The sequence below is a fragment of the Elusimicrobium sp. genome (genome assembly GCA_015062115.1).
Taxonomy (GTDB): domain Bacteria; phylum Elusimicrobiota; class Elusimicrobia; order Elusimicrobiales; family Elusimicrobiaceae; genus Avelusimicrobium.
Map to the genome: position 1 here is coordinate 83,795 of SUVG01000006.1, position 11,137 is coordinate 94,931.

The window sequence follows — 11,137 nt, forward strand, 5'->3', positions numbered from 1 at the left end:
GGGCCGTTTACCCACCCGTGCGTTTTTTGCTATAATCTATTTGTTAACCTTTTATGGGCCATTAGCTCAGTTGGTAGAGCAGACGCCTCTTAAGCGTAAGGTCGTGAGTTCGAGCCTCACATGGCCCACTTTGATTTTCTATAAAATTATAAAAGTAGAAACGAGGACGGATGGCGGAACTGGTAGACGCGTACGCCTTAGGAGCGTATGGAGCAATCCGTGAGGGTTCAAGTCCCTCTCCGTCCATATTTCCGGTAATAATGCCGGGTATGATAGGAGCGTAATTAGCATGTCTATTTTCAAAACCGCCCAAGCCGGGGAAGTGAAAACCAAACAAATCTCTAAAGAAGGCTGCCGGGTAACTTTATCCGTTGAAGCCGCCCCCGAATTGGTAACCAAAAATTTCCAAAATGCCGCTGTGCAAGTGCAATCCCGCGCGCAAATGCAAGGTTTCCGCGCCGGTAAAGTACCGCTTGATTTAGTCAAACAAAATTTTGGCGGGCACATCAAAGAACGCGCCTTGGATTTAACCGTTAAATCTGCCATCAATGCCGCCTTGGAAGATGCTAAGTTGGACGCCGTTGCCGTGCCTACCTTAACCAAAGCCGATTTTGCCAACTTTGACGAAGGCAAAACCTTCACTTTTGAAATTGCCGTAGATGTCGCCCCGGAATTTGATGTGTGCGACTACAAAGGCATCGAAATCACCAAAAAACCGGAAACCGCCACGGACGAAGATGTAACCGAAAACTTAAACCGTGTGTTGGAAGCCAACGCCCGCTTGGAAACGGCTGCCGAAGGTGCCGTGATTGACGATAAATGCTACGCCGTCGTTCACTACACCGGCAAACGCAACGGTACCGAAGATTACAAATTAAGCGCCGACAGCGAACTGGTGGATATGGCCGCTCCGCAAACCATGCCCGGTTTGGCCGAAGGCATTAAAGGTCTTAAAAAAGGTGACGAAAAAGATATCGAAGCCAAAGAAGGCGAAGATACCCTTTCCTTCCATGTAACCGTGGACGATATCAAAAACAAAATTATGCCCGCCTTGGACGATAACTTCGCCAAAGACATGGGTTTCGAAACCTTGGACGCTTTGAAAGCCAAAGTGAAAGAAAGCTTGGACGCGGAAGCCAAACAAAATGCCACCCGCGACGAAATCGCCCAAATCGAAAATCACTTGGTAAAAGCCAATAATTTTGAACTCCCGCAAAGCTTGGTAGAAGAATATACCGATTCTTCTTTGAACAACTTTGTGCGCAGCATGACCCAAATGAAACCCGAACAACTTACCGCCGAACAACGCAAATCTTTTGAAGAACGCATTAAACCCAGCGTAGAAAAAGACTTGCGCATCGGCTACATTGTGCACGCTATCGCCAAAAAAGAAAACTTGGAAGCCGCCGAAGCCGATTGGCAAGCGGAACTTGATAAGAGCCTTGCTTCCAATGTTCAAAATAAAGGCGACGAAAAGAAAATCAAATCTTTCTTCAATGAACGCAAAGCCCACATTTTGGCTACGCTTACCGAACGCAAAGTTTTTGATTTCTTGAAAGCCGAAGCCAAATATAAATAATTTCCGTAGCACTCACACCCGTCCGCAACCGTTTACGGAAAACGGACGGGTGTGGTGTCGGTAAGAGAACCGTTTTCCTGGTTGTGTAATCACGGAACACGGCGGGACAAGCGGTTTTAACCTCATGGAGCGGACTTAATTTTTAAGTCCGCTCTCTTTTTTGGGTTGCAGTAACGGAAGAAGGAACGTGTTTTTGTTGTTGGAAAAGGCAGGGATTTTGAAAAAAATCCTGCCTTTTTATTTGTTGAAAAAGAGCCTTTTTAGAGTTTTTAGCAAGAGGGATCAAAAAAGACTTGACCCGTTTTTTTTTTTGTTATAGTGGGGATACGGCCCGGGAAAGGTTATCTAAAAACTCCTACAGTACCCGTCCCGGGCCGCACATTAAAAAGGAGATAAAATTATGAATAATAACAAGGGTTTCACCCTCGTAGAATTGCTGGTAGTGGTACTCATTATCGGCATTTTGGCCGCCATGGCCATGCCCGCTTACTTCAAAGCGGTAGAACGCGCCCGCGCGGCGGAAGCGGATACCTTGATTGGTACGGTAGTGAACGCGCAACAACGTTACAAAATGAAAACCGGTAAATTTGCCAAAAACTGGACTTCTTTGGATGTCGCTCCGGCTAATGCTGTTGCTGCCGGTGCTTATTGTACCAAAGGTACCCAACCTGCTGCCGGTACTGCGGGTGCGACTACACACCCTGGTAATACGGTTTGTGGTGGGCAAAACGGTTTCTATATCGTTTTAATTGGGGATAGTGCCTCTTCTAGTCCCAAAAATACCTCTGGTGTAATTGCTCACAGAGTAGGTACCGGTCAGTATGGATATCAAATTGCCAAAATGTATGATTCTACCGATCCGGCTGTTTGCTCTAAAGGTGCAGGTGCTGATGATGACGCCCTTTGTATGGACTATCACGGTGTTGAAACCGCTAGCGAACTCCCTACAAAACCTGCGATTCAGTAATTGAATTTGTAGTATGACCCCGCTCGCAAGGGCGGGGTTTTTTGTGGTTTATTTTTCGGTATGTAATTTTTTGATATAATAAAACTAAATACGAGGGAAGGAGTTATATTATGCTATTTCTTTTGGTGGGTTTAGTTTTTGCATTTGTTGGTTTTATAGGGTTGAAAAAAACCTCTGCTTTTTTTAATAAAGCGATTCTTGTTAAGGGGGTTGTGATTGATGCTATCCCCAACAAACGAGATTCTGCGGTAATGTCATACAACGGAAGAGTGTACCACCCTAAAGGCCGTGGCACCTATACTCCTTTGGTCCGTTATGAGTTTGAAGGCCAAACCCATGAAGTGCAAGGCTCTGTCTATACCAGTTCAATACCTAAAATGGGAAAACAAATGACAGTGGGCATTGACCCCGATAACTTGCATGATGTCCGGCTAAAAGAAAGTAATATCCTTTATTTTATTTTCATAATTGTTGGACTGGGCGCTTCCCTTTTGGGGGGCCTTATTTTGTTACAAAAATAAATTAAGACAGTACGCGATTGGCGCGCACATATTCAAAAAATTGTTTTACCCGTGCATCACACAGGACATCTCTTACCGAGATGTCCTTTTTTAAGTGCACGCCTGCCAACGTGCGGCAACGGCTTAACGCCACATAGGTTTGCCCCGGTGCAAAGGCACCGCGGCCGATATCCAGGTAGATATTGTCAAAGGTGAGGCCTTGCGATTTGTGAATAGTGATAGCCCAAGCCAACTTGAGGGGAAACTGTTTGAAAAAACCCTTCACGCGCGGTTCCAATTTTTGCGTAAGAGCATTGAACTCGTAGCGGACATCTTCCCACCCATGAGGTTCCACTTTGTAAATGCACCCCTTCAGCTCCACTTTAATAAAATCTTCCCCCAATTCATGCACGGTGCCGATATCCCCGTTTACCCAGTTATCGTCGTTCACGAGCATCATAATTTTGGCCCCTTTTTTTAACTTCAGGTACGCTTCCGCCGGGGTGGTTTTTTGTTGGAAACTTTCATCGGCGGCGGCCGGATACTCGTATTCTTTGCCGGGCAGTTGCGCCAAATAGCGCAAATTTCTCCAGGCGGCTTCGCGGTTGGTGGGGGCCAAAATGATGCAGTTTTCAAATTTTTCCGGCAAATCAAAAGTTTTGCGCGTGTTAAGCAAGGCGTCCAGTTCTGCTTGGGTGGCTTGTCCCTCGCGAATTAAGTTCAGCAGACGGGTGAAGTCCGGGTCTTGTTTTTGGCGGAAGATACGGCGCAGTTCAAAAACTTCCGTGGGAAGGCGCCTTAACACCTGGGCTTCAAAAAAGTATGGGGACGGATAAATTTCGCGGAAATAATCAAACAGCCCGCCGGAAATATGTTCTTCCACCGGGGGGAGTTGGAATAAGTCGCCGAACAGTACAATCTTTTTCCCGCCGAAGGGTTCATCGCTACGGGTGGAAATTTGCAAAATATGGTCAATGGCATCTAGCAAGTCTGCCCGCAACATGGACGCTTCGTCTATGATAATGGTATCCACAGCGTCCACCGTTTTTCGGGGAAGTCGTTTCAGGTTACTTTTGTCCAGCAAATTCCCCGGTTTTAAGCGGAAAAACGAGTGAACCGTCTGCCCATGCACATGAATAGCCGCCAGACCGGTGGTGGCCAATACCACGGTATTTTGGGCGGTATGTTCGGTGAAATATTTTAACAAAGTGGTTTTACCCGTGCCGGCGCGTCCCGTAATAAAAATAAGCGGTTTTATCGGCGGTTGGGCTTCCAAAAGTGCCAAGGCATCTTTGAATTCGTCGGTTAAAATAATGGGAGATTTGGTTGCGGACATATCTAAATTATACCAATTAGGGGGGAACGGCAGAACGGACTGTTTTGATAAGGAGGCAGCAGGGTTTTTAATTTAGCAAGGTAAAAAGGGGTTTTTTTACTCCAATTATTGTAAAATATAAGGGAAGATTTATTTTTATATAGGAGATCTCATGAGCTGCGAAAAATGCACCCCTGAAGTGAAAGAAATGTGCTGCGTTTGCAAAGGCGCCAAGCACGATCCGGCCCCGATTCCTGAAGAAGGTAAATGGGTCAAAGCCAAACAAATTAGCGATATCAGCGGTCTCACCCACGGTGTAGGCTGGTGTGCCCCTCAACAAGGCGCTTGCAAACTTACGCTCAATGTAAAAGGCGGCGTAATTAAAGAAGCCTTGGTGGAAACCTTGGGTTGCTCCGGTATGACTCACTCCGCCGCTATGGCCGCGGAAATCTTGCCCGGTAAAACCATTTTGGAAGCCTTAAATTCCGACCTCGTTTGCGATGCTATCAACACCGCTATGCGCGAACTTTTTTTGCAAATCGTTTATGGCCGCACCCAAAGCGCGTTCTCCGAAGACGGCTTGCCGATCGGCGCCGGTATGGAAGACTTGGGTAAAGGCCACCGCAGCCAAGTAGGCACCATGTACGGTACCGAAGCCAAAGGCCCGCGCTATTTGGAAATGGCCGAAGGCTATGTGCTCGAAATCGGTTTAGATGCTAACAACGAAATCATCGGTTACAAATTTGTCCACTTGGGCAAAATGATGGAAGCCATCCGCAAAGGCACCGACGCTAAAAAAGCGTTTGAAGATAACGTCAAAACCTACGGCCGCTTTGACGAAGCCGTCAAGAAAATTGACCCCCGCAAAGAGTAAGCCTAGGAGAGAAATGATATGAGCATCACTTTTGAAGGATACGAAAGAAGAATTGATAAAATCAACGCCGCTTTGAAAGAAGCCGGCATTAAAGACCTCGAAGAAGCGCGCCAAATCTGCTTGGATAAAGGCGTGGACGTGGAAAAAATCGTAAAAGGCATTCAGCCCATCGCTTTTGAAAACGCCGTTTGGGCCTACACCGTAGGTGCCGCCATCGCTTTCAAAGCCGGCGTAAAAACGGCCGCCGAAGCGGCTGAAAAAATCGGTATCGGTTTGCAAAGCTTCTGCATCCCCGGTTCCGTAGCCGACCAACGCGCCGTAGGCTTGGGCCACGGTAACTTGGGCGCCATGCTTTTGCGCGAAGAAACCAAATGCTTCTGCTTCTTGGCCGGCCACGAAAGTTTCGCCGCTGCCGAAGGGGCTATCGGTATCGCCCGCACCGCCAACAAAGTGCGCAAAGAACCCTTGCGCGTTATCTTGAACGGTTTGGGTAAAGATGCCGCTTACATTATTTCCCGCATCAACGGTTTTACCTCTGTGGAAACCGAATATGACTACCACACCGGCGAACTTAAAATCGTAAGCGAAAAAGCCTTCTCCGATGGCGACAAAGCCAAAGTAAAATGCTATGGTGCCGACGATGTAAACGAAGGCGTTGCCATTATGCGTCACGAAGGCGTGGACGTATCCATCACCGGTAACTCCACCAACCCGACCCGCTTCCAACACCCGGTAGCCGGTACCTACAAAAAATGGGCCATCGAAAACGGTAAAAAATACTTCTCCGTTGCTTCCGGTGGCGGTACGGGCCGCACCCTGCACCCGGACAACATGGCCGCCGGCCCTGCCTCTTACGGTATGACCGACACCATGGGCCGCATGCACGGTGATGCCCAATTCGCTGGCTCTTCTTCCGTGCCTGCTCACGTGGAAATGATGGGCCTTATCGGTATGGGTAACAACCCGATGGTAGGTGCTACCGTAGCCGTAGCCGTAGCCATCAGCCAAGCCAAATAAGTTTACTAACTTATTAAAAGCCGCCCCGAAACGGGCGGCTTTTTTCTTGCTTTCTTGACGCTACGGAAAACTCTTTTATACCATAATAAAAAGCCCATATAATAGGAACCAATTATGAAAAAAATTTTATTATTTTCTCTTTGTTTGTTTTGTTGTGTTTCTGCTCGTTCTTGGGCCTTGTTGGAAAATATAGATCAAGCACGGGATAACGGATTTTTCAAGAAGTTGTTTTCTCATCAATCTATATATGCTTGCATTGATGTGCAAGCGTTTGACTATGATAAAAACAAACCAAAAGCATACAGAGGGAAAGAGGTTTTTTCTTATAAGACAGACGCAGAGCAAGTTGTTTCTACCTCATACGAAAGGTGGTTTTCTGCGTTGCGTAATACGATTGTGAAACAAGAGCGTCTGGGAGAGTTTCGTGATGTTTTGGCGGTAGTCCCTTCGCAGGTTCCTTTTGAATTTGTATCTTACGACTTGACTAAGGAAGAGTGTTCTACCCAAACTCGCTCCAGAGTAGATTTGCGGGTGCGGGCTACTTTGTATGATGAAAGAAGTTTTTATTCTACCGATTCTAACGGAGAAAAAACGCGTGCCGCCTATTCATTTTATTTCCAGCCTGATTTTTTAGGACTACCACATACTAGCGTAAAAGGGCAAAATGGTACCCACTACACCTCTTTATATATTTCCATGCACGAAGCTGGCCATACTTTAGGCTTAGCGGATTTATATGAAGGGGAGAGAAAAGAAAAATTTCACCCGTTATATTCTACGGCCCAATATCGTCCGTTCCTTAAAACAAAATCTATCATGAACGGCAAACCTTCTATCCAATGTGATGATGTGGACGGGTTCCTAAACGCTATGGATGTGCAAATCCCCGAAAAAATGGGTGCCCGTCGAACAGAAGGTTGGGTGAGTTTCTGTCCAAATAGCAAAGTTGCGTATGCGTATGGAATCCCTTTTGAAATTACTCCCGAAGAAAGAACTGCTTATTTTGCTTGGGTAACCACTAAAACGGCTATTGAAGAAAAAAATGCTAAACACAAAAAGAAGGAACCGGTTCCTTCTTCTCCCTTGGAAGGGAAAGTGGCTGAGGTAAAAGCAAAATTGGCGCAGTATAAGAAGGCTCAAGCCGCGGCCGCTCAAAAACGCGCGGCAGCCAAAGCGGAAGAAGAACAGCGTACCCAAGAAGCTATCGCTCAGGAAGAACTCCGCCGTCAAATAGCCTCCGCCAAATACCAAGCCACTCCCAAAGTGCCCGATATTTGTCCCGTTTGCGGAAAACCTTTGACATCCGGCGGAAAAACACCGGTTAAGTATTCTACCAAAGATAAAACCAAAAGCATTTATGTTCACCGGGAGTGTGCTCCCCAACCCGTAACAGTTCCTTGGCTTAACAACTTGATGAGTACAGTGGATGAAAAATTTGTATTCCGCGGGCCAATCGCTTATATAGAATAACAACCGTATTTGCTAAAAACCGCTCTTAACGGGGCGGTTTTTTTGTTAGGAAACTAATCTAAAAACTAAGTAGAAAAAAATTTTTCTTTCCCTATATTTCCGGTAAGGGGGGATAAATATGAAAAAATATATCAGTAAGTATCTGTGGGTAGTGATATTGTTGGTGTTGGTTTTTCTTTTTGTAAGGAGCCAAACGGCCGAGGCGGAGCCGTCTTCTTTCGGGGCGATGCGTAAAGCCATGCCGGAGAAATTAGAGGTATTGCGCGCCAAGTTAGATGATGCCGGGGGCGGGGATATGAGTTTGGCGTTTTTTCTATCTTCTCAAAACGAAGATGCCCAGTTAGTATCCAGTACGGTGTTGGTCTACCAGAATTTTCCGCGTGAGAGAAGGCTGGGGGTTTTGTTGGGGGCTGCTATTCGCTACAACGAAGACATATTAAATGCTTTGAAAGTGGAAGATATGTCGCTGGCCGATGCCCTTTCCCAGGCGCCCGAGGAAATGGCCGGTATTACCGCTACGTTTGGCACGATAGAACAGGCCTTAAATGCCTCGCCGGAGCAACTGAAAAAGGCCGTTGCCAATGCGCACCGTGTCCGTGCCAAAGCCTTGCAAACGGAGGCCGCCCGACGGACGATTAGCCATGCTTTGAGCAAACAATAAATCATAGTAAAACTTTTTTGTATAATACTCCTAGACGATAGCAAGATTTTATTATAAGTTATAAGGAGGTTGTATGAGAAAAGGTTTTACTTTGATAGAACTTTTGGTCGTGGTGTTGATTATCGGTATTTTATCTGCGGTGGCACTTCCGCAATATGAAAAAGCCGTTCGTAAAGCGCGTTTTTCTACTTGGCAACCCATGGCAAAGGCTCTTCACCAAGAAACGGTTCTTTGTAAACTTAATAAAGGGGAAGGGTGCCGTTTGTCAGAAATTGATTTTGAGATTAAAGATAAAAACGGCAATACCATTGACCTAAGTAGAACTGGGGAATATGATTTAGATAATTTCATAAAACTTGCAGTTACCACCGAGAATGATTTATTTTTTAGGTATGATTACGGAAAAGATTACCATATGGAATTTTTTGTATATGCTTATAGTGCTACTTGGGGTGCAAGAGGAAATACTTCGCATCCTAAAGGTTTGGCAATGTTGCAAGCGGCCTACGGAAACCCGACTAATTCTGACGGAAACTTTCGCCACTTCTACTTTAGTAAATAGCATTTTGCTTTTCTAAAAAATACCTGTGTTATTTGATATACTAGAAATATCATACTTATATGCAGGTATTTTTTATGAATAAAAAAGCAGGGTTTACGCTTGTAGAAATACTGGTGGTGGTGCTGATTATCGGTATTTTGGTAGCGTGGGCAATGCCTTCGTACGAAAAAGCCGTGGCAGAGGCTCGCTCCGCCCAATTACAGAGTTCGCTGTCCAGTGCCGTCAAAGCAAGCGAAACTTATTACATGGCTACCGGTCGGTGGCCGTCCTCGTTTAATTCATTAACTTTTGATTCTAACCTGACAACCTTGCCGGGTTCTGCATCTACTTGTGACAAAAATTTACTGCCTAAGTCCGTTAAAAGAGGGAAAGATTTTGAATTGGTTATTTATAATGCATCCGGAAACCTGCAACACAATTTTATATCTGCCCATTTTATAGACGGAAAATACAAATGCGCGGGTTTTGTTCACTATAATTATCTCGGTAACGGTTGGCAAAGTGCCGAGGCGGACTTAAAAGGCAAAACCTTTTGTGCCGAATATCTGTATAACCGGAACTGCACCGGATACAACTGCAAAAATTTCTGCGAGCAGGTAATGTCCAAAACTTTCAAAAGATATGTGCAGCTCATCAACTTATTTGAATAATTTTCTATGTTTATCCGCCAAATAAAAAACCCCCGACTCAGTCGGGGGTTTTTGTTCTAAACTTTTTACTTATTTCACGCGGCCGGCGGAACCGAATACATTTTCGTTCTTTTCGGCATACATTTTAATAAGTTCTTCGCGGGCCGGGCCCAAGTATTTGCGCGGGTCAAATTCGGCCGGTTTGGTGGCGAAGATTTTGCGGATGGTAGCGGTCATCACGAGGCGGCCGTCAGAGTCCACATTGATTTTGCAAACGGACATACCGGCGGCTTTGCGGAGTTGTTCTTCCGGAATACCGGCCGTATCTTCCAATTTCCCGCCGTATTCGTTGATTTGTTTAACGGCCCATTGCGGAACGGAAGAAGATCCGTGGAGCACAATCGGGAAACCGGGCAAGCGTTTGGAAACTTCTTCCAAGATGTCGAAGCGGAGTTCGGGCAAAGATTCACCGGGTTTAACTTTGAATTTGTAAGCGCCGTGAGAAGTACCGATGGAAATAGCCAAAGAATCTACACCGGTGCGGGTTACGAAATCTTCCACTTGGGCAGGGTCGGTATAAGTGTGGTGGTCGGCGCAGACATCGTCTTCAATACCGGCCAAAACGCCGAGTTCGCCTTCCACGGTTACATCGTGGGCGTGGGCATATTCCACTACTTTCTTGGTCAAAGCAACGTTTTCTTCGTACGGCAAGTGGGAGCCGTCAATCATTACAGAGGAGAAACCATTGTCAATGCAATCTTTGCAGAGTTCAAAGGTATCGCCGTGATCCAAGTGCAAGGCCAAGGGTACGGGATTGCCGAGTTCTTTCATCATTTCTACGGCACCGCGGGCCATCCAGCGCAAAAGCGTGGCGTTGGCATATTTGCGGGCACCGGAAGAAACTTGCAAGATTACCGGAGAGCCGGTTTGTACACAAGCGGTTACGATCGCTTGCAATTGTTCCATGTTGTTGAAGTTATAAGCCGGAATGGCATATCCGCCTTCCATGGCATCTTTGAACATTTGTTTGGTGTTTACCAAACCCAGTTCTTTGTAAGAAACGGTCATGAGAGACTCCTCCTAAAAAATAAAACTTCTTCCTGTATATTTTACAATTTTTTTCCCGCCTGTAAACCAACATACCCCAAAAACCCCGGTTTCCCTATATAAAAACTTGCAAAAAACGAGGGTTGTGAGTATAATGTAGATACCATAATTGTCAAAAAGTGATGAAAAAATGAACCAAAAATTAGATTTTTCTATTCTTAAAACATTAACCGAACTCCCCGGAGTTTCCGGCCGCGAACACCAAGTCCGCGCTTACTTGACCGATTTGTTACAACCTTATGCAGACGAACTGCGCACGGATGTAATGGGCAATTTAATTGCTTATAAAAAAGGTACAGGGGATAAAAACCTGCTCCTGTGCGCGCATACGGACGAAGTAGGCCTGATGGTTACCCATGTGGACGACCGCGGCTTTCTGCGTTTTACCACCGTGGGTGGCATTGATCCGCGCACCTTGCTGGCCCAACGCGTGCGTGTGCAAACGCGTAGGGGGGA

General features: G+C 46.0%; 10 protein-coding genes, 2 tRNA genes and 3 pseudogenes (2 of these 15 cut by a window edge). 13 read left to right on the forward strand and 2 right to left on the reverse strand.

Annotated features, from left to right (window positions below):
- Positions 1–55 precede the first annotated feature (55 nt).
- The 5 genes from E7027_05690 to E7027_05710 all read left to right on the forward strand — a co-directional run bounded on the left by E7027_05690 (position 56) and on the right by E7027_05710 (position 3,067).
- A tRNA-Lys gene (locus E7027_05690) sits at positions 56–128 on the forward strand.
- A 36-nt stretch (positions 129–164) separates the two neighbouring features.
- A tRNA-Leu gene (locus tag E7027_05695) sits at positions 165–246 on the forward strand.
- A gap of 43 nt (positions 247–289) precedes the next feature.
- Positions 290–1,579, forward strand: coding sequence for a trigger factor (tig, locus tag E7027_05700; GenBank protein MBE6421600.1), 1,290 nt, complete (start codon positions 290–292; stop codon positions 1,577–1,579).
- A gap of 400 nt (positions 1,580–1,979) precedes the next feature.
- Complete coding sequence (locus E7027_05705) at positions 1,980–2,546, forward strand: prepilin-type N-terminal cleavage/methylation domain-containing protein (GenBank protein MBE6421601.1); 567 nt, start codon at positions 1,980–1,982, stop codon at positions 2,544–2,546.
- A gap of 110 nt (positions 2,547–2,656) precedes the next feature.
- Positions 2,657–3,067, forward strand: a complete 411-nt coding sequence (locus E7027_05710; GenBank protein MBE6421602.1) for a hypothetical protein — start codon at positions 2,657–2,659, stop codon at positions 3,065–3,067.
- Position 3,068: 1 nt separating this feature from the next.
- Here E7027_05710 and E7027_05715 read toward each other — a convergent pair whose 3' ends face one another.
- Positions 3,069–4,382: an AAA family ATPase gene (locus tag E7027_05715; protein ID MBE6421603.1), complete on the reverse strand. Its 1,314-nt coding sequence runs from the start codon at positions 4,380–4,382 to the stop codon at positions 3,069–3,071.
- A 187-nt stretch (positions 4,383–4,569) separates the two neighbouring features.
- Here E7027_05715 and E7027_05720 point away from each other — a divergent pair, with 187 nt between their 5' ends.
- The 6 genes and pseudogenes from E7027_05720 (at position 4,570) to E7027_05745 (ending at position 9,595) form a co-directional block, all read left to right on the forward strand.
- The gene (locus tag E7027_05720) at positions 4,570–5,235 is read left to right on the forward strand and encodes a hypothetical protein (GenBank protein ID MBE6421604.1); all 666 of its coding nucleotides are present in this window, start codon (positions 4,570–4,572) and stop codon (positions 5,233–5,235) included.
- An 18-nt stretch (positions 5,236–5,253) separates the two neighbouring features.
- Positions 5,254–6,252 carry a GGGtGRT protein gene (locus tag E7027_05725; protein ID MBE6421605.1) on the forward strand — a complete coding sequence of 333 codons (999 nt, stop codon included), beginning with the start codon at positions 5,254–5,256 and terminating at the stop codon, positions 6,250–6,252.
- Between the two features lie 114 nt (positions 6,253–6,366).
- Positions 6,367–7,722, forward strand: coding sequence for a hypothetical protein (locus E7027_05730; protein MBE6421606.1), 1,356 nt, complete (start codon positions 6,367–6,369; stop codon positions 7,720–7,722).
- Between the two features lie 118 nt (positions 7,723–7,840).
- Positions 7,841–8,383 (forward strand): hypothetical protein, encoded by a 543-nt coding sequence (locus E7027_05735; protein ID MBE6421607.1) that lies wholly within the window; start codon positions 7,841–7,843, stop codon positions 8,381–8,383.
- A 73-nt stretch (positions 8,384–8,456) separates the two neighbouring features.
- Positions 8,457–8,543 (forward strand): annotated as a pseudogene (locus E7027_05740) (prepilin-type N-terminal cleavage/methylation domain-containing protein).
- Positions 8,544–9,004: 461 nt separating this feature from the next.
- Positions 9,005–9,595, forward strand: a complete 591-nt coding sequence (locus E7027_05745) for a type II secretion system protein (protein MBE6421608.1) — start codon at positions 9,005–9,007, stop codon at positions 9,593–9,595.
- A 69-nt stretch (positions 9,596–9,664) separates the two neighbouring features.
- Here the strand turns inward: E7027_05745 and E7027_05750 are convergent, their stop codons facing one another.
- A complete protein-coding gene (locus tag E7027_05750; protein ID MBE6421609.1) occupies positions 9,665–10,642 on the reverse strand; it encodes a class II fructose-1,6-bisphosphate aldolase in 978 nt (325 codons plus the stop codon).
- 169 nt (positions 10,643–10,811) lie between these two features.
- Between E7027_05750 and E7027_05755 the strand changes: the two are divergent.
- Positions 10,812–11,137 (forward strand): annotated as a pseudogene (locus tag E7027_05755) (M42 family metallopeptidase); it runs 85 nt beyond the window's last position.
- Positions 11,116–11,137 (forward strand): annotated as a pseudogene (locus tag E7027_05760) (hypothetical protein); it runs 707 nt beyond the window's last position. The pseudogenes E7027_05755 and E7027_05760 overlap by 107 nt, the downstream one beginning before the upstream one ends.

Bases quoted from the DNA above. Each gene is read 5' to 3' on its own strand.
- tig (MBE6421600.1), top strand. From the start codon at position 290: ATGTCTATTTTCAAAACCGCCCAAGCCGGGGAAGTGAAAACCAAACAA.
- E7027_05705 (MBE6421601.1), top strand. From the start codon at position 1,980: ATGAATAATAACAAGGGTTTCACCCTCGTAGAATTGCTGGTAGTGGTA.
- E7027_05710 (MBE6421602.1), top strand. From the start codon at position 2,657: ATGCTATTTCTTTTGGTGGGTTTAGTTTTTGCATTTGTTGGTTTTATA.
- E7027_05715 (MBE6421603.1), bottom strand. From the start codon at position 4,382: ATGTCCGCAACCAAATCTCCCATTATTTTAACCGACGAATTCAAAGAT.
- E7027_05720 (MBE6421604.1), top strand. From the start codon at position 4,570: ATGTGCTGCGTTTGCAAAGGCGCCAAGCACGATCCGGCCCCGATTCCT.
- E7027_05725 (MBE6421605.1), top strand. From the start codon at position 5,254: ATGAGCATCACTTTTGAAGGATACGAAAGAAGAATTGATAAAATCAAC.
- E7027_05730 (MBE6421606.1), top strand. From the start codon at position 6,367: ATGAAAAAAATTTTATTATTTTCTCTTTGTTTGTTTTGTTGTGTTTCT.
- E7027_05735 (MBE6421607.1), top strand. From the start codon at position 7,841: ATGAAAAAATATATCAGTAAGTATCTGTGGGTAGTGATATTGTTGGTG.
- E7027_05745 (MBE6421608.1), top strand. From the start codon at position 9,005: ATGCAGGTATTTTTTATGAATAAAAAAGCAGGGTTTACGCTTGTAGAA.
- E7027_05750 (MBE6421609.1), bottom strand. From the start codon at position 10,642: ATGACCGTTTCTTACAAAGAACTGGGTTTGGTAAACACCAAACAAATG.